Below are 18,360 nucleotides of genomic sequence, written 5' to 3' on the forward strand. Positions count from 1 at the left end.
GGGCGGGAGGGTAGTTACTTGGTGATGCAGGCGTGCATTTCCTGCACGGAAATTACCCGTTCGGTGGGATCGGCTTTCAGCGCCATCGCCGTGGCGAAACCGCCGTTCAGCGTGGTGTCGTAATGCACTTTGTACTGCAGCGCACTGCGGCGGATCAGTTTGGAGTCCTCAATCGCCTGGCGGCCTGCCGTGGTGTTGACGATATAGGTATATTCCCCGTTTTTGATCCGATCCTGAATGTGCGGGCGGCCTTCATGCACCTTGTTCACCAGGCGCGGGTTGATGCCGGCTTCGCCCAACACCACCGCGGTGCCGTGGGTCGCATCCAGTTCAAAGCCGTGTTTTAACAGGCTTGCCGCCAGATCCACCACCCGGGCCTTGTCGCCTTCACGCACCGACAGCAGCGCGCGGCCCTGTTTCTGCATTCTGGAGTTGCTGCCCAACATCGCCTTAGAAAACGCTTCGGCAAAGGTGCGGCCCACGCCCATCACTTCACCGGTGGACCGCATTTCCGGCCCCAGAATCGGATCGACGCCGGGGAATTTGTTGAACGGCAGCACCACTTCTTTCACCGAGTAGTACGGCGGGATGATTTCATGGGTCACGCCCTGTTCGGCCAGAGATTTACCCGCCATCACGCGTGCGGCCACTTTCGCCAGCGGCACGCCGGTCGCTTTGGACACGAACGGTACGGTACGCGCGGCGCGTGGGTTCACTTCGATCAGGTAAACTTCGTTAGCCTTCACCGCAAACTGCACGTTCATCAAGCCACGCACCTGCAGTTCGAACGCCAGTTTTTCCACCTGTTGGCGCATCACGTCCTGAATTTCCTGGCTTAGGGTATAAGCCGGCAGCGAGCAGGCAGAGTCACCGGAGTGCACGCCCGCCTGTTCGATATGCTCCATGATGCCGCCGATCAGCACGCGCTCACCGTCACAAATGGCGTCAACGTCCACTTCCACGGCGTCATCCAAGAAGCGATCCAGCAGTACCGGCGCATCGTTGGACACGCTGACCGCCGTCTGGAAGTAGCGGCGCAGGTCGATTTCGTCGTAGACGATTTCCATCGCGCGGCCGCCCAGCACGTATGATGGGCGCACCACCAGCGGATAGCCGATGCCCGCCGCCTTCTCCACGGCCTGCTCGATGGTCGCCACGGTGGCATTCGCCGGCTGTTTCAGCCCCAGGCGGTTCACCGCCTGCTGGAAACGCTCGCGGTCTTCCGCGCGGTCGATGGCATCCGGGCTGGTGCCGATCACCGGCACGCCGGCGGCCTCCAGTTCGCGGGCCAGTTTCAGCGGAGTCTGGCCGCCGTACTGCACGATCACCCCTTTCGGCTGCTCAATGCGCACGATTTCCAGCACGTCTTCCAGCGTCACTGGCTCGAAGTACAGGCGATCGGAGGTATCGTAGTCGGTGGAGACGGTTTCCGGGTTACAGTTGACCATGATGGTTTCATAACCGTCTTCCCGCAGCGCCAGCGAGGCATGAACGCAGCAGTAGTCAAATTCGATGCCCTGGCCGATACGGTTCGGGCCACCGCCCAGCACCATCACTTTCGGACGATCGTTGGTCGGGTTGGATTCGCACTCTTCTTCATAGGTGGAGTACATATAAGCGGTATCGGTGGCGAACTCCGCCGCACAGGTATCCACGCGTTTGTAGACCGGGTGCAGGCCGTAACCGTGGCGCAGTTTGCGGATCGCGCCTTCGGCAACGCCGGCCAGCTTGGCCAGGCGCGCATCGGCAAAGCCTTTGCGTTTCAGGGTATACAAGAAATCTGGCGTCAGGCCGTTGATGCCTTCCGCCGCCACTTGTTCTTCCAGGCGCACCAGTTCTTCAATCTGCACCAGGAACCAGCGGTCGATGTTGGTCAGGTTGAACACACCGTCAACCGACAGGCCGGCGCGGAAAGCGTCGGCAATGTACCAGATGCGCTCGGCGCCGGCGTCTTTCAGTTCGCGGCGGATTTTGGTCAGCGCTTCCGGATCGTCCAGGCTTACCTTCGGATCCAAACCGGTGGCGCCCACTTCCAGGCCACGCAGCGCTTTTTGCAGCGATTCCTGTTGGGTGCGGCCAATTGCCATCACTTCCCCGACCGACTTCATCTGTGTGGTCAGGCGATCGTTGGCGCCGGCGAATTTCTCGAAGTTAAAGCGTGGGATCTTGGTAACAACATAGTCGATAGACGGCTCAAAGGATGCCGGGGTACGGCCGCCGGTGATGTCGTTCATCAACTCGTCAAGGGTGTAGCCCACGGCCAGCTTGGCGGCGATTTTCGCAATCGGGAAGCCGGTCGCTTTCGATGCCAGCGCCGAGGAGCGTGACACGCGCGGGTTCATCTCAATCACGATCAGGCGGCCGGTTTTCGGGTTGACCGAGAACTGCACGTTGGAGCCGCCGGTTTCCACGCCGATCTCACGCAGCACCGCCATCGAGGCATTACGCATGATTTGGTATTCTTTGTCGGTCAGCGTCTGTGCTGGCGCTACGGTGATGGAGTCGCCGGTGTGGATGCCCATGGCATCGAAGTTTTCAATGGAGCAGACGATGATGCAGTTATCGTTCTTATCACGCACCACTTCCATTTCGTACTCTTTCCAGCCAATCAGCGATTCGTCGATCAGCAACTCTTTGGTCGGCGACAAATCCAGGCCGCGCTCACAGATCTCTTCGAACTCTTCACGGTTGTAGGCAATACCGCCGCCGGTGCCGCCCATGGTGAACGACGGGCGGATGATGCACGGGAAACCCACGTCGGCGGCAACCGCCAGCGCTTCTTCCATGGTATGTGCAATGCCTGAACGCGCAGTATCAAGCCCGATTTTTTTCATCGCAATATCAAAGCGACGACGGTCTTCGGCTTTATCAATCGCGTCCGCGGTCGCGCCAATCATGGTCACGCCGAACTCGGCCAGTACGCCCTTACTCTCCAGTTCCAGCGCACAGTTCAGCGCAGTTTGGCCGCCCATGGTCGGCAGCACGGCATCCGGGCGCTCTTTTTCGATGATTTTGCGCACCACTTCCCAGTGGATCGGCTCAATATAGGTTGCATCCGCCATTTCCGGATCGGTCATGATGGTCGCCGGGTTGGAGTTAACCAAAATGACGCGGTAGCCTTCTTCACGCAGCGCTTTACACGCCTGCGCACCTGAGTAGTCAAACTCACACGCCTGGCCGATAACAATCGGACCGGCGCCCAGGATCAGGATGCTTTTTATATCTGTACGTTTTGGCATTTCTCTTTTGCTCCTGATTAGTTGGCGTTGGAACGGTAAGTCTCAATCAGTTCGATGAAGTGATCGAACAGCGGCGCAGCATCGTGCGGCCCTGGGCTCGCCTCTGGGTGGCCCTGGAAGCTGAACGCCGGTTTATCCGTGCGGTGAATGCCCTGAACCGTATGGTCGAACAACGATTTGTGGGTGACGCGCAGGTTGGCCGGCAGGTTGTTTTCATCAACCGCAAACCCGTGGTTTTGCGCGGTGATCATCACACGGTTGGCGTCCAGATCCTTCACCGGATGGTTGCCGCCGTGGTGGCCCAGCTTCATCTTCACGGTGTTCGCACCGCTGGCCAGCGCCAGCAACTGGTGCCCCAGGCAGATACCGAATACCGGGATATCGGTTTCCAGGAACTGTTTGATGGCGGCGATGGCGTAATCACACGGCGCCGGATCGCCCGGGCCGTTGGACAGGAAAATACCGTCCGGATTCATCTTCAACACCTCTTCCGCCGGGGTTTGCGCCGGCACCACCGTCAAGCGGCAGCCGCGATCCACCAGCATGCGCAGGATGTTGCGCTTGGCGCCGTAATCATACGCCACCACGTGATAAGGCAACTCGCTCGCGGCGGTGTCTTCCGGCAGTTCGCCCTCCAGCCGCCAGCTCCCTTGCTGCCAGGTGTAGGTTTCGTTGGTCGTCACTTCCTTCGCCAGATCCATCCCTTTCAGGCCGGGGAAGGCTTTGGCCTGCGCCAGCGCCTGGGCGGCGTCCAGATTTTCGCCCGCGATGATGCAACCGTTCTGTGCGCCTTTCTCACGCAGCAGGCGGGTCAGCTTGCGGGTATCGATATCGGCAATAGCGACGATGTTGTTGCGCTTGAGATAGTCGGACAGCCCTTCTTCACTGCGGTAGTTGCTGGCAATCAGAGGCAGATCGCGGATAACCAGCCCTTGAGCATGAACCATTGAGGATTCTTCATCGGCGGCGTTGGTGCCGACATTGCCAATATGAGGATAAGTAAGAGTGACGATCTGGCGGGAGTAGGAAGGATCAGTGAGGATTTCTTGATAGCCGGTCATCGACGTATTGAAGACCACTTCCCCCACTGCCGTACCCTCTGCCCCGATGGCCCGACCGTGGAATTGGGTTCCGTCCTCCAGAACCAATAGCGCTGACTTAATCAAAACACCCTCCAAGGAATAATAAATCACAATATTTGCATATTAATTCAGATATCGCGATCTAAATCAATGCTAAAACTGCCTGAGAGGCTAATTTTTGGCAAATTGGGCGCATTTTAAAGATGAGTGCCTCTCTTGTCCACCCAATACGCCATTTTTTATCTTATTTTCACTCCCCTCAACGAATAATGGCGGCTTTAGCCATAAAAGTAGAGGGAAACCTGGGTAGTTAAACGGTTGCGAGCGATAATCGAGTGCAATCGTGCAACGAGGGGGTTAAAAGCGGGGGGCGATAGCAGCACGGCAGGGTAAACCGGCCATAAAAAAGGAATTTACAGATAAAAATAGCAACTTTATAAAAAAATTAATAATAAATTGGTATTTTATCAAATAAAAAAAATGGGCAATAAAAATATTGCCCTTTTATCATAGTTTTATGATAAACACAGCCACATCACAATGGCCTACTAAATCATTAAAGCTGGTCCAGACCGAGCACATCACGCATGTCAAACTGCCCTTTTCCCTGCTTAGACACCCAGGATGCTGCACGCACCGCGCCGTTGGCAAAAGTCATCCGGCTGGAGGCTTTATGGGTGATTTCCACACGCTCGCCAATGTCAGCAAACATCGCGGTATGCTCGCCCACGATGTCCCCGGCGCGAATGGTGGCGAAGCCAATGCTTTGCGGATCGCGTTCGCCGGTATAGCCTTCGCGCGCGTAAACCGCGCACTGCTTGAGATCGCGCCCCAGCGCATCGGCGATAGCCTCGCCCATCGCCAGCGCAGTGCCCGATGGCGCATCCACTTTATGGCGGTGGTGCGCTTCAATGATTTCGATATCGGTATAATCGCCCATCACCTTAGCCGCCTTTTCCAACAGCTTCAGCACCACGTTAACGCCAACGCTGAAGTTGGCGGCGAAGACGATGCCAATCTGTTGGGCCGCCTCTCTGATGGCAGCTTTGCCGGCGTCGTCGAAGCCGGTGGTGCCGATCACCATCGCTTTGTGGTGCGCCACACAAAACGCCAGGTGCTCCAGCGTGCCTTCCGGCCGGGTAAAGTCGATCAGAATGTCAAAATCATCCGCCACGCTGTCCAGGCTGGCGCTAACCGGCACCCCAAGCGCCCCTGCGCCGGCCAGTTCGCCAGCGTCCGTGCCAATCAGGCTTGAGCCGGGGCGTTCAAGCGCCGCGCCCAGCACTACGCCCTGCGCCTGTTGCACTGCCAGGATCAGTTGGCGCCCCATACGGCCACCGGCGCCTGCAATCGCAATGCGGATCTGTGAATCTGTCATACTTCTCTCTCTTTTTCCGTCGAAAGCCGTTATCCGGCTACAAAGGCCTAAACCCAATAGGTAAAATTCGTCACATTAGGTTAACTGCCCCATCCCGGCATCGCCAGAGGATTTAAATCATAATTAGAAAATTATGATATCCCGCCATTTTTATCAGCGATGCTATAAATTTTCGCCGCTGTGCTTGCCAAACCATACTGCATAGACAGCGTAAGGTTTTACATAATCATGCAGTTTTCCACTGCCGGCGATAAAAACGCCAACGGCAGATAGCAAAACGGGGAGCCTAAGCTCCCCGTTGCTGATTGCCACAGCGTCAATCGATCTGCCGGATATCCACCCGCAGCTCTTTTGGCACTTCAAACACGATGTTCTCTTCCCGGCCGCTGATTTCCAGCACCGATTTCCCGCCCATCGCCTTCAGACGGTTGATAACATCTTGCACCAGCACATCCGGTGCGGATGCGCCCGCGGTGACGCCGATGTGGGTGGTGTTTTTCAGCCAGGCTTCCTGAATGTCTTCCGCCGAATCGATCAGATACGCCGGTTTCCCCACGCGCTGCGCCAGTTCCGCCAGGCGGTTGGAGTTGGACGAGTTTTTCGACCCCACCACCAATACCACATCCGCATCCCCGGCCAGGCTGCGCACCGCTTCTTGGCGGTTGGTGGTGGCGTAACAGATATCATCCTTGCGTGGCCCCACAATCTTGGGGAAGCGCTGGCGCAGAGCGTCGATCACGTCGGAGGTATCATCAACCGACAGCGTGGTCTGCGTCATAAAGCACAGATTGTCTTCATGCTTCACCTGCAGCTTCCAGACATCGTCCGGCGACTCCACCAGGTACATCCCCCCTTCCGGGTTGTTGTACTGGCCCATGGTGCCTTCCACCTCCGGATGGCCGGCGTGGCCGATCAGAATGGCCTCTGTGCCCTTGCGGCTGGCGCGTGCCACTTCCATATGCACCTTGGTCACCAACGGGCAGGTGGCGTCGAACAGCATGGTCAGGCTACGCGCCTTCGCTTCGGCGCGCACCGCCTGGGAAACCCCATGCGCCGAGAAGATGAGGATTGAGCCATCCGGCACTTCGGCGATCTCTTCAATAAACACCGCGCCGCGTGCGCGCAGGCTATCCACCACATAGCGGTTATGCACCACCTCATGGCGCACGTAGATCGGCGCGCCGTAAATTTCCAGCGCGCGTTCCACGATACTGATCGCACGATCGACCCCGGCACAGAAACCACGGGGGTTAGCCAGCAAGATTTGCATGCGTCACCTCCTGCTGCGGATCAATCTCCAGTACCTCAAGCTCGAAGGTCACCGGGTGGCCCGCAAGTGGATGATTGAAATCAACGGTGACCGACTCTTCCGCCACTTCACGCACCACGCCCGGCATTTCACTGCCGTCGATTGCCGTGAACAGCATGATGGTGCCGACATCCGGCACGCCGGTGTCGGCAAAATCGCGCCGCAGGAAGAATTGGATCAGATCCGGGTTGTTCGCGCCGAAGGCATCTTCCGGCTGCAGGGTGAAGGTATTTTTATCACCGGCATGCAGCCCGATCAGCTGTTGCTCAAGCGCGTTGGACAGGCTGCCGTCGCCAAGGCGAAACAGCGCCGGTTTGCCGCTGCGGCGGGTTGATTCCGCCGTCGAGCCATCTTCCAGCGTCAGCGTAAAGTGCACCAGCACCGCGCTGCCGCTGTTAACCTGAGCCGTCATATCACTCACCTTTAGCCGCTGCGCGCTTGCTGGAAGGCAAGAACCCTTCCAGCACGATCATCGCCGCCCCGACGCAGATAAAGCTGTCTGCCAGATTAAAGGTCGGGTAGTGCCAGTTGCCTACGTAAAAATCGATGAAATCGACCACGAAGCCATGCCACAGACGATCTAACAGATTGCCCAGCGCGCCGCCGATAATAAACGCATACGCGATGTTGCTTAGCTTCTGCTGCGCGCCGTTTTTGTACAGCAGCACCAGCAGCGCCACAATAATCGCCACCGCAATGCCGGCAAAGAACCAGCGTTGCCAGCCGCCGTGATCGGCCAGGAAGCTAAACGCAGCGCCGTAGTTGCGCGCATAGTACAGGTTGAAGTAGGGAATCAACGGCTGGGACTGGCCCAGCACAAAATGATTCAGGATCCACTGTTTGCTGGCGAAATCCAGCACCAGTACCACCAGAACTACCCACAGCCACCGCAGGCCGGTCGAACAGATCGGTTTACTCATCAGGCAAATTTACGCTTCTCGCCGTCGCCGGCAACGTTGGTGACACAGCGGCCGCAGATATCTGCGTGTTCCGCCACCTGGCCAATATCCGTGGTGTAATGCCAGCAACGTGGGCATTTAGTCCCTTCTGCACTGCTAAAGACAATCTTCAGCCCTTTCAGCAGTTCACTTTGCTGCGCATCCGCCGGCGCCTGCGCCAACGGTGCCACTTTGGCGCCAGAGGTCAGCAGCACAAAGCGCAGTTCATCCTGCAGGCTGTTCAGGCGCTCCGCCAACGCATCATCGGCAAACAGGGTGACGGAAGCTTCCAGCGAACCACCGATACGTTTATCGGCACGCGCCTGCTCCAGCACCTTGTTCACTTCGCCACGCACTTTCAACAGCTCATCCCAGAAGGCATCGTTCATGCTTTCGCCTTCGGCCAGGCTGAACAGGCCGTCATACCACTCTTCAGTAAAGACGTACGGCGCGCGTTTGCCCGGCAGGAAGCCCCAAATCTCGTCCGCGGTAAAGGACATGATCGGCGCCATCCAGCGCACCAGCGCTTCGGCAATGTGGAACAGCGCCGTCTGGCAGCTGCGGCGTGCAACGCTGTCCGCTTTGGCGGTGTACTGGCGGTCTTTGATGATATCCAGATAGAAGGAGCCCATTTCCACCGAGCAGAACTGCATCAGGCGCTGCACCACTTCGTGGAAATCGTAGCGGGCATAGGCCTGTTCAATATCCTGCTGCGCCGCCAGCGCACGGCCAACCGCCCAGCGATCCAGCACCACCATATCTTCCGGCGCCACGCTGTCGGTGCGGGGATCGAAACCATTCAGGTTCGCCAACAGGAAGCGGGCGGTGTTACGGATACGGCGGTAAGAATCTGCCGCACGTTTGAGGATCTCATCGGAAACGGCGATCTCGCCGGTATAGTCGGTCGATGCCACCCACAAACGCAGGATATCGCCGCCCAGTTTGTTCATCACATCCTGCGGGCTGACGGTGTTGCCGATCGACTTGGACATTTTGCGCCCCTGACCATCGACGGTGAAGCCGTGGGTCAGCACTTCCTTGTAAGGCGCTTTGCCTTTCATGGCCGTGGAGATCATCAGCGATGACATGAACCAGCCGCGGTGTTGGTCAGAGCCTTCCAGATACATATCTGCGCTATGGCCGTGGAATTCCGGGCGCACGTCAACCACCGAAGCGTGGGTCGAACCGGAGTCAAACCACACATCCAGCGTGTCCGGCACTTTGACGTAGTCGGCGGCTTGCTCACCGAGCAACTCGGCCGGATCCAAATCCCACCATGCCTGAATACCTTCCTGCTCTACGCGTTTCGCCACTTCTTCAATCAGCTCAACGGTGCGCGGGTGCAGTTGCTCGGTCTCTTTATGCACAAACAGCGACATTGGCACGCCCCAGGTACGCTGGCGGGAAATACACCAGTCCGGGCGGTTTGCCACCATCGTTTCGATACGCGCCTGGCCCCAGTCCGGGATCCACTGCACGCCTTTGATCTCTTCCAGCGACTGCTTACGCAGCCCTTTCTGATCCATGCTGATGAACCATTGCGGGGTCGCACGGAAGATAACCGGCGTTTTGTGGCGCCAGCAGCAAGGGTAGCTGTGCAGCAGTTTTTCCACGTGCAGCAGCGCGCCTTTCTCACGCAGCAGTTCCACCACCAGATCGTTGGCTTTGAAGACGAACTTACCGTCCAGCGAAGGATAGGTGCCCGGCAGGTAACAGCCATTCGGGCCGACCGGGTTGGCCACTTCCAGGCCGTATTTCTGGCCGATGACAAAGTCGTCCGGGCCATGGCCTGGCGCGGTGTGCACCGCACCGGTACCGGCATCCAGAGTCACGTGTTCGCCCAGGATCGCCGGCACGTCAAAGCCCATGAACGGATGCTGGAAGCGCAGCAGTTCCAGAGCGGCGCCCTTGCAACTGCCCAGCACCTGCCAATGGGTGATGCCGACGCGTTTCATCACGCTTTCAACCAGTTCGCCCGCCAGGATCAGGCACTGCCCTTCCACCTGCACCAGTTGATAATCGAATTCCGGGTGCAGAGAGATGGCGCGGTTAGCCGGCAACGTCCACGGGGTGGTGGTCCAGATCACAAGCGAAATCGGCCCGTCGAAGCTCGCCACGCCAAATTTGGCGGCAACGGCGGCGGCATCGGTGGCAGGGAACGCCACGTCGATTGACGGGGAGGTTTTGTCGTAATACTCCACTTCCGCTTCAGCCAGCGCAGAGCCGCAGTCGGTGCACCAGTGCACCGGCTTGGCGCCTTTCAGCAGATGGCCGTTGCTGATGATTTTACCCAGGGCGCGGATGATGTTGGCTTCGGTGGTGAAGTCCATGGTCAGGTAAGGATGATCCCAGTCACCCAACACGCCCAGGCGAATGAAGTCCTTCTTCTGGCCCGCCACTTGTTCAGCGGCATATTCACGGCACTTCTGGCGGAATTCGGCAGGGGTCAGCTTCTCGCCCGGCTTGCCGTACAGTTGTTCCACTTTCAGTTCGATCGGCAAACCATGGCAGTCCCAGCCCGGTATGTAAGGAGAATCAAAGCCGGCCAGCCCTTTGGACTTGATAATAATATCTTTGAGAATTTTATTAACCGAGTGACCAATGTGAATGCTGCCATTCGCATACGGAGGGCCGTCATGCAGAATGAAGGATTTTTTGCCCTTTTTAGCGGCACGAATCATCCCGTACAGATCCTGTTCATACCAACGTGCGAGCATGCCAGGTTCACGCTTGGCGAGATCGCCACGCATCGGGAACCCTGTTTCCGGCAAGTTCAGGGTATTCTTGTAGTCACTCATTAGATTCTCGATCTCGTTTCGGTTTTTCAGATTAAACCGGTGTCTTTAGCCCGAAAAATGTCCGGGCAGCCACCACATCATTGGCGATTTGCTGCTTCAGCGCATCGAGCGAAGCAAAACGCTGTTCGTTGCGCAATTTTGCGCGGAGCACCACGTCAATATGGCGCCCATATAGATTCATTGTGACATCCAGCAGATGCACTTCCAACTGCTGGCGCACGCCGGCAACCGTCGGCCGCGTGCCGATATTGGCGACGCCCGGCAACGGCTGAGGCCCCAGGCCGTAAACGTCAACCGCATATACGCCATTCACCGGCGCCACCAGCCGCTTGAGCGGCAGGTTCGCGGTCGGGAAGCCAATGGTGCGGCCCAATTCATCGCCGTGTACCACGCGACCTGAAATGCTGTACGGATGGCCAAGCAGCCTTTCCGTCAGCGCCAGTTCATCGTCACGCAGCGCATTGCGGATGGCGGTGCTGCTGATGCGTTGGCCCCCTTCGCAGAAGGTCGGCGTGCTGACCACGGTAAAGCCGTATTCGGCCCCGGCCTTTTGCAGCAACGGGAAATCCCCGGTGCGGTTGGCGCCGAAGCGGAAATCATCCCCCACCATCAGGAATTTTACGCCCAGTTTCTGCACCAGCAGTTCGGCGACAAACGCCTGTGCGGTGTTAGCGGCGAAACGCGGATCAAAGTTGACGCACAGCAGGTAATCAACCCCGGCCTGCGCCAAATATTTGGCTTTGTCACGCAAACGCGTAAGACGAGCCGGCGCTTTGTCCGCTGCGAACAGCTCCAGCGGCTGCGGCTCAAAGATCATGACTATCACCGGCAGCCCAAGGCGTTGCCCTTCCTGCTTTAGCTGCTTCAGCAACGCCTGATGGCCGCGGTGTACGCCGTCAAAGTTGCCGATAGTGAGCACGCAACCATGGTGGCGTGCCCGGATATTGTGAATGCCGCGAATTAGCTCCATAGCTGGCTCAAAACAGTGGAAATCGGCGGATTATACCTTGTACAGCGGTTAAGGTTAACACGTGAATAGCAATATAGGCCGCATCCCACCAGAAGCGATGGCGGCCCAGGCCGCAAAATGCCGGCGGCAAGGCGCTAACAGGCGCCTTGCCGCCACAACGGAATATCTTCCCACCATACCGGAGATAGCGGGCGGGCGAAACACCTAAGCAGCGGTTTATCCACCATAAAAAAAGGGTTATCATACCGCCTTCATCAGTTGCCGTGCGCACCAAAGCAATACCCGGTTAATTTTCTTGCGAAATGCTGTATTCCCAGATGGGAAGCTGGTAAAATCCTGCGCCATCACAACGTAGCAAGTGCCGCCCGTACAAACGGCGCTTATTTGCACAAATCCATTGACAAACGAAGGCTAAAAGGGCATATTCCTCGGCCTTTGAATTGTCCTCAATAGAATATATTTGGGAGTTGGACCTTGGCTAATATCAAATCAGCTAAGAAACGCGCCGTACAGTCTGAGAAACGCCGCAAGCACAATGCTAGCCGTCGCTCAATGGTGCGTACCTTCATTAAGAAGGTCTATGCCGCTATCGAAGCTGGCGACAAAGAAGCAGCACAAAAAGCATTCACCGTAATGCAACCACTTGTGGATCGCCAGGCTGCTAAAGGCCTGATCCACAAAAACAAAGCAGCGCGCCATAAGTCAAACCTGGCCGCGCAAATCAGCGCAATGCAGTAAGCATTACGTTGTCTGCTTGGTAAAAAAACCGGCTCTCGCCGGTTTTTTTATGCCCGCAATTCGGGCGCCCTTGCTTCGCCGCTAGAGGGCAAACAGCGATGAGAAGTCTTTGTGGCAGATCCGCTGCACCGCCGGGTGCTGGATCATGCGCTCGGCAAAAATGACGTAATACTCCTCGTGCACGCTGTCAATTCGCCCAATCTCCACCACGCTATCATCGCTGTAGATATCCTGCGCATACCGCGTCGGCGCCACAAAGATCGCATTATGGTACATGGCAAAGGCCTTCATCAGCGCCGCATCATCGAATTCACCGAGGATCTCGACCTGCAGCCCCTGAATATTGAGCCAGTTGAGCAGTTGCCGCCCGAGCATTGAACGGCGCCCCGGCAGCAACAGCCGCCGCTGTTCCAGGCAGGCCGGGAATGGCGCCTCCGGCACCGGCTGGCGGCAGAAAAAGCTGATGCTGCACTCACCCAGTTTGATCGAAAACAACCCTTCCTGCTGGCTGGAGTCTACCGGGCAGTCCGACAGGATCATATCCAGCTTGTGCTGGCTTAGCTGTTCCAGCAGCATTTCATGGGTGGATTCAAAACAGCGCAGATGGATGCGCTCATCATCCGCCACTACCGTTTCCAGCACCTGGCTCACCAGGCGCTTGGACAGGGCATCCGCCACGCCAACGTCGAACAACAGGTTGGATTCTTTGGTGTAATGAACGATATCCAACATTTCCTGGCTGAGCATGAACATCTTGTCCGCGTAACGGAAAACCAACTGCCCCAGTTCGGAAGGCACCAGCCCGCGCCCCTGGCGTTTAAACAGTTTGCCGTTTAACCGCTCTTCCAACGCTTTGATCTGGCCGGTAATGGTTTGCGGCGTCAGAAACAGCGCTTCAGCCGCGCCCACGACGGAGCCTGCTTTGCAAACTTGCCAAAAATAATAGAGGTGATTGAAATTAATATGTGACGTTCTCACAAAAAGTTCTCCTTACGTTTCGCACCGGCAAATAACCCGCCGAGATAAGCGACAAATTCCTTTTCGTTGTTTCAGACAACGTATTACCCCATTCGTCCCATACAAATGCCCCGCACTGCCGCCGTACGCGGCGCCTAAGGGCGTTTTGGCAAAGACAGGCGCAATAGGCTATAGCCCACCAGCGCCGCCAGCGTTGAGCCCAGCAGGATGCCCAAGCGTGAATACACCCCAAAAGCGGCGTCTGCGCTGCCGAATGCCAGGGTGGCGATAAACATCGACATGGTAAAGCCAATACCACACAGCACGGAAACGGCGAATACCTGCCGGAAGCCCACGCCTTCCGGCAAGCGGGCAATGCCTAGCTTCACCGCCAGGAAACTGAACGTGAAAATCCCCAACGGTTTGCCAATCAGCAGGCCGGTCGCAATGCCCAGCGGCAGCATCGAGGCCAGTCCGCCCAGCGAAACGCCCTGTAATGAAACCCCAGCGTTGGCAAAGGCAAACAGCGGCAGGATGAAATAGGCGACCCACGGGTGCAGCCCGTGCTCCAGCCTTTCAGACAGGGGGTCACCCTGGCGGGCGTTCAGCGGGATCATAAAGCCGAGAATCACCCCCGCCAGGGTGGCATGGATCCCAGAGACCAAAATGGCAGCCCACAGCCCCACACCCACGATCATGTACAGCGATGTCTTGGCGACCCGGCAACGGTTCATCAGCGCCAGCACGGCAATCAGCGCCGCCGCCGCGCCTAGCGCAGGCACCGACAGAGCATCGGTATAAAACAGGGCGATAATCACGATGGCGCCCAGATCGTCAATGATGGCCAACGCCAGCAGAAACACCTTCAGGCCCAGCGGGACTCGCTTACCCAGCAGCGCCATCACGCCCAGCGCAAAGGCGATATCGGTTGCCGTAGGGATCGCCCAGCCATGGCGAGCCACGGCATCGGCACCGTTGAACAGCAGGTAAATCAGCGCCGGCGCCAGCATCCCGCCACACGCAGCGATCGCCGGGAATATCGCTTTGTCATATCCCGCCAGTGAGCCCTGGATCAGCTCCCTCTTCACCTCCAGCCCTACCGTGAGGAAAAACAGCGCCATCAGCGCATCGTTAATCCACCATTCCAGTGGTTTATCTATCACATGCCCCAAAACACCCGCGCTAATAGGCACATTGAGAAACGCATGATAAAGCGTATCTAACGGGGTATTGGCCATGAACATCGCCACGATGGCTACGGCAATCAGGATGATGCCGCCCGCGGCTTCCAGACGTAAAAATTGACGAATAATATTGGTCACGGCGCTCTCTTCTCCCTGTAACAACAGTGCGCTGCCATTCTGCAAGAAGGTGAGTATAAACGTTGGTTAATATTGAAAATATAAGTTTATAAATGCTAAAACATTCAGCAAAACCGAGCTTTTCCTCCCCCAGCCCCCAGGACAGGAAAGCAAAAGAAAAATGCCGGCCGAGTGAGCCGGCCGGCATTATCACGCGTCATGACCAGAGGTGAGTCAGAACGCCAAGCTCGTTAACGCGTCAGATCGTCAAAGAACTTTTTCACCCCATCAAAGAAGCTCTTCGAACGCGGGCTGTTCTGGTGCCCTGACGGGCCACCCAGGCTTTCTTCCAACTCTTGCAGCAGCTGTTTCTGCTTATCGCTAAGGTTAACCGGGGTTTCCACCACGACACGGCACAGCAAATCGCCCTGCGCGCCGCCGCGTACCGATTTAACCCCTTTGCCACGCATACGGAACAGTTTGCCGGTTTGGGTTTCTGCTGGCACTTTCAGTTTCACCCGCCCATCGAGCGTCGGCACTTCGATTTCACCGCCCAGCGCCGCCATCGCGAAGTTGATAGGCACTTCGCAGTACAGGTTATTGCCCTCACGCTCAAAGATCGGGTGCGCCTTAACCTGAACCTGAACGTACAGATCGCCGGCCGGAGCGCCGTGCTCACCCGCTTCCCCTTCGCCTGCCAGGCGGATACGATCGCCGGTATCCACGCCCGCCGGAATTTTCACCGACAGCGTTTTAGCCTTCTCTACCCGGCCATGGCCGTGGCACTTGGTGCACGGATCTTTAATGATCTGCCCGCGGCCATGGCAGTGTGGGCAAGCCTGCTGCACGGTGAAGAAGCCCTGGCGCATCTGCACCTGGCCCTGGCCATGACAGGTTGGGCACGTCACCGGCGAACTGCCTGGCTTGGCGCCGCTGCCGTGGCACGCGTCGCACTCTTCCAATGTTGGAATACGGATCTCTTTATTGACGCCGCGAACCGCTTCTTCCAGGGTTAACTCCATGTTATAGCGCAGATCGGAGCCACGGCTGGCGCGCTGGCGGCGGCCGCCACCAAAGATGTCGCCAAACACGTCGCCAAAGATATCGCTGAAGTCGGCACCGCCGCCGCCGAAGCCGCCGCCACCGCCCATACCGCCTTGTTCAAAGGCTGCATGACCATACTGATCGTAAGCGGCGCGTTTCTGGTCATCGCTTAAGATCTCGTAGGCCTCCTTGATTTCTTTGAATCTGGTTTCAGCGTTTTCTTCCTGATTGCGGTCAGGGTGATACTTCATCGCCAGGCGCTTATACGCCTTTTTGATTTCACGCTCATCCGCCGTTTTAGCAACGCCGAGAACCTCGTAATAATCTTTCTTCGCCATTCGTTGTGTTAGCCCCTAAGATACATGCACGGGCGTAGAGTTGCCTCAACGCCCGTGCTGGTTTCCCAGTAATGCCCAACCGGGAATTACCATGCCCGCTTAGGGCGATTATTTTTTATCTTTAACTTCTTCAAATTCAGCGTCGACAACGTCGTCGTCTTTCTTCGCTGCATCATCAGCACCGGCATCAGCACCTTGCTGTGCGGCCTGAGCCTGTGCCATTTCCAGCAGTTTACCGGAAACCTGCACCAGCGCCTGGGTTTTCGCTTCGATCTCGGCTTTATCTTCGCCTTTCACCGCCGCTTCCAGATCTTTCAGCGCGCTTTCGATCGCCGTTTTATCATCCGCTGGCAGTTTGTCGCCGGCTTCTTCCAGTTGCTTACGCGTACCGTGAATCAGATGGTCAGCCTGGTTACGGGCCTGAACCACTTCTTCGAACTTACGGTCAGCTTCGGCGTTGGCTTCAGCATCACGCACCATTTTCTGGATTTCATCTTCGTTCAAGCCGGAAGATGCCTTGATGGTGATTTTCTGTTCACGACCGGTGTTCTTGTCTTTCGCAGACACGTGCAGAATACCGTCGGCATCGATATCGAAGGTGACTTCGATCTGTGCCATACCCCGCGGAGCCGCCTGGATGCCGTCCAGGTTGAACTGACCGAGCGATTTGTTATCGCTGGCACGTTTACGCTCACCCTGCAGCACGTGGATGGTTACCGCAGACTGGTTATCTTCTGCCGTAGAGAACACCTGGCTGTGCTTGGTCGGGATGGTGGTATTCTTAGTGATCAGCGGAGTCATCACGCCGCCCATGGTTTCGATACCCAGCGACAGCGGGGTAACGTCCAGCAGCAGCACGTCTTTCACGTCACCGGCCAACACACCGCCCTGAACCGCAGCACCGATAGCAACGGCTTCATCCGGGTTCACGTCTTTACGCGGCTCTTTACCGAAGAAGTCAGCCACTTTCTTCTGCACCATCGGCATACGGGTCTGGCCACCGACCAGGATCACATCGTTGATGTCGGAAACCGACAGGCCGGCATCCTTCAGCGCCACTTTCAGCGGCTCGATGGAACGGTTAACCAGATCTTCAACCAGCGATTCGAGTTTCGCACGGGTCACTTTGATGTTCATGTGTTTCGGGCCGGTGGCGTCTGCCGTGATGTACGGCAGGTTCACATCGGTCTGCTGTGCAGAAGACAGCTCGATCTTGGCTTTTTCAGCGGCTTCTTTCAGACGCTGCATCGCCAGTGGATCCTTACGCAGATCGATACCCTGTTCTTTGTTGAATTCTTCAACCAGGTAGTTGATCAAACGGCTGTCGAAGTCTTCACCACCCAGGTGGGTATCACCGTTGGTTGCCAACACTTCAAAGGTTTTTTCGCCGTCAACTTCGTCAATTTCGATGATGGAAATATCGAAGGTACCACCACCCAGGTCGTAGACCGCGATGGTGCGGTTGCCGATCTCTTTATCCAGGCCGTAGGCCAGTGCGGCTGCGGTCGGTTCGTTGATGATACGTTTGACTTCCAGGCCCGCGATACGGCCGGCGTCTTTGGTCGCCTGGCGCTGTGCGTCGTTGAAGTACGCTGGCACGGTGATAACCGCTTCGGTGACCGGCTCGCCCAGGTAATCTTCCGCCGTTTTCTTCATTTTCTTCAGCACTTCGGCAGAGATCTGCGGCGGTGCCATTTTCTGGCCTTTCACATCCAGCCATGCGTCGCCGTTGTCGGCTGCGACGATTTTGTACGGCATGATGTCTTTATCACGCTGCGCTTCTTCGTCTTGGAAACGACGGCCGATCAAACGTTTGATCGCGAACAGTGTATTTTGCGGGTTAGTAACAGCCTGACGTTTAGCCGGCTGGCCAACCAGAGTTTCACCATCCTGGGTATATGCGATGATAGAAGGCGTGGTGCGATCGCCCTCGGCGTTCTCAAGAACACGAGCCTTGGTGCCATCCATAATTGCTACGCAAGAGTTGGTAGTACCCAGGTCGATACCAATAATTTTGCCCATCTAAACGTCTCCACTAATAAATTCATTTCTGTCAGGTTGCTAACGTATATGCGGGTGATTTTTATGTTTTCAACCGCCCAACATCACGGTATTGCCCGCGGCCAGCAACTGGGGTTGTAAATAAGATGGGGCCATTCGATTCAGCATCAAGGGGGGCGTGGAAAAAAATTTCGTTTTTTCCGCCGGCGGCGTGCCCCGGCCGCCAAATAGCGGGCCGGGAAGCCGCATGATCGCGGCGAATACGCG

At 56.9% G+C, this 18,360-nt stretch carries 13 protein-coding genes; 1 reads left to right on the forward strand and 12 read right to left on the reverse strand.

Features of this window, described 5'->3' with window-relative positions:
• Positions 1-14: 14 nt before the first annotated feature.
• The 8 genes from carB to ribF form a co-directional block, all read right to left on the reverse strand.
• The gene (carB, locus tag ACN28Q_RS08945; RefSeq protein ID WP_095846028.1) at positions 15-3,239 is read right to left on the reverse strand and encodes a carbamoyl-phosphate synthase large subunit; all 3,225 of its coding nucleotides are present in this window, start codon (positions 3,237-3,239) and stop codon (positions 15-17) included.
• Positions 3,240-3,256: 17 nt separating this feature from the next.
• Positions 3,257-4,405 (reverse strand): glutamine-hydrolyzing carbamoyl-phosphate synthase small subunit, encoded by a 1,149-nt coding sequence (gene carA, locus ACN28Q_RS08950; protein WP_095846029.1) that lies wholly within the window; start codon positions 4,403-4,405, stop codon positions 3,257-3,259.
• Between the two features lie 472 nt (positions 4,406-4,877).
• Positions 4,878-5,699, reverse strand: coding sequence for a 4-hydroxy-tetrahydrodipicolinate reductase (dapB, locus tag ACN28Q_RS08955; RefSeq protein ID WP_095846030.1), 822 nt, complete (start codon positions 5,697-5,699; stop codon positions 4,878-4,880).
• A gap of 316 nt (positions 5,700-6,015) precedes the next feature.
• Entirely contained in the window at positions 6,016-6,969 is a 954-nt protein-coding gene (ispH, locus tag ACN28Q_RS08960) for a 4-hydroxy-3-methylbut-2-enyl diphosphate reductase (protein ID WP_095846031.1), read from the reverse strand.
• The gene (fkpB, locus tag ACN28Q_RS08965) at positions 6,950-7,420 is read right to left on the reverse strand and encodes an FKBP-type peptidyl-prolyl cis-trans isomerase (RefSeq protein ID WP_095846032.1); all 471 of its coding nucleotides are present in this window, start codon (positions 7,418-7,420) and stop codon (positions 6,950-6,952) included. Before fkpB ends, ispH begins: the two co-directional genes overlap by 20 nt.
• Before the next feature lies 1 nt (position 7,421).
• Positions 7,422-7,928 carry a signal peptidase II gene (gene lspA / locus ACN28Q_RS08970; protein WP_095846033.1) on the reverse strand — a complete coding sequence of 169 codons (507 nt, stop codon included), beginning with the start codon at positions 7,926-7,928 and terminating at the stop codon, positions 7,422-7,424.
• The gene (gene ileS, locus ACN28Q_RS08975; RefSeq protein WP_095846034.1) at positions 7,928-10,744 is read right to left on the reverse strand and encodes an isoleucine--tRNA ligase; all 2,817 of its coding nucleotides are present in this window, start codon (positions 10,742-10,744) and stop codon (positions 7,928-7,930) included. The genes lspA and ileS overlap by 1 nt, the downstream gene beginning before the upstream one ends.
• Before the next feature lie 31 nt (positions 10,745-10,775).
• A complete protein-coding gene (gene ribF / locus ACN28Q_RS08980; protein ID WP_095846035.1) occupies positions 10,776-11,714 on the reverse strand; it encodes a bifunctional riboflavin kinase/FAD synthetase in 939 nt (312 codons plus the stop codon).
• 474 nt (positions 11,715-12,188) lie between these two features.
• Here ribF and rpsT point away from each other — a divergent pair, with 474 nt between their 5' ends.
• Complete coding sequence (rpsT, locus tag ACN28Q_RS08985) at positions 12,189-12,452, forward strand: 30S ribosomal protein S20 (protein ID WP_095846036.1); 264 nt, start codon at positions 12,189-12,191, stop codon at positions 12,450-12,452.
• Positions 12,453-12,533: 81 nt separating this feature from the next.
• Here the strand turns inward: rpsT and nhaR are convergent, their stop codons facing one another.
• The 4 genes from nhaR to dnaK form a co-directional block, all read right to left on the reverse strand.
• A complete protein-coding gene (nhaR, locus tag ACN28Q_RS08990) occupies positions 12,534-13,430 on the reverse strand; it encodes a transcriptional activator NhaR (protein ID WP_095846037.1) in 897 nt (298 codons plus the stop codon).
• Positions 13,431-13,564: 134 nt separating this feature from the next.
• Positions 13,565-14,731 (reverse strand): Na+/H+ antiporter NhaA, encoded by a 1,167-nt coding sequence (gene nhaA, locus ACN28Q_RS08995; RefSeq protein ID WP_095848972.1) that lies wholly within the window; start codon positions 14,729-14,731, stop codon positions 13,565-13,567.
• A 230-nt stretch (positions 14,732-14,961) separates the two neighbouring features.
• Positions 14,962-16,092: a molecular chaperone DnaJ gene (gene dnaJ / locus ACN28Q_RS09000; protein WP_095846038.1), complete on the reverse strand. Its 1,131-nt coding sequence runs from the start codon at positions 16,090-16,092 to the stop codon at positions 14,962-14,964.
• 108 nt (positions 16,093-16,200) lie between these two features.
• Complete coding sequence (dnaK, locus tag ACN28Q_RS09005) at positions 16,201-18,114, reverse strand: molecular chaperone DnaK (protein WP_095846039.1); 1,914 nt, start codon at positions 18,112-18,114, stop codon at positions 16,201-16,203.
• Positions 18,115-18,360 lie beyond the last annotated feature (246 nt).

It is taken from the genome of Gibbsiella quercinecans (assembly GCF_002291425.1).
GTDB classification, from domain to species: Bacteria; Pseudomonadota; Gammaproteobacteria; order Enterobacterales; family Enterobacteriaceae; genus Gibbsiella; species Gibbsiella quercinecans.

Bases quoted from the DNA above. Each gene is read 5' to 3' on its own strand.
- carB (WP_095846028.1), bottom strand. From the start codon at position 3,239: ATGCCAAAACGTACAGATATAAAAAGCATCCTGATCCTGGGCGCCGGT.
- dapB (WP_095846030.1), bottom strand. From the start codon at position 5,699: ATGACAGATTCACAGATCCGCATTGCGATTGCAGGCGCCGGTGGCCGT.
- ispH (WP_095846031.1), bottom strand. From the start codon at position 6,969: ATGCAAATCTTGCTGGCTAACCCCCGTGGTTTCTGTGCCGGGGTCGAT.
- fkpB (WP_095846032.1), bottom strand. From the start codon at position 7,420: ATGACGGCTCAGGTTAACAGCGGCAGCGCGGTGCTGGTGCACTTTACG.
- lspA (WP_095846033.1), bottom strand. From the start codon at position 7,928: ATGAGTAAACCGATCTGTTCGACCGGCCTGCGGTGGCTGTGGGTAGTT.
- ileS (WP_095846034.1), bottom strand. From the start codon at position 10,744: ATGAGTGACTACAAGAATACCCTGAACTTGCCGGAAACAGGGTTCCCG.
- ribF (WP_095846035.1), bottom strand. From the start codon at position 11,714: ATGGAGCTAATTCGCGGCATTCACAATATCCGGGCACGCCACCATGGT.
- dnaJ (WP_095846038.1), bottom strand. From the start codon at position 16,092: ATGGCGAAGAAAGATTATTACGAGGTTCTCGGCGTTGCTAAAACGGCG.
- dnaK (WP_095846039.1), bottom strand. From the start codon at position 18,114: ATGGGCAAAATTATTGGTATCGACCTGGGTACTACCAACTCTTGCGTA.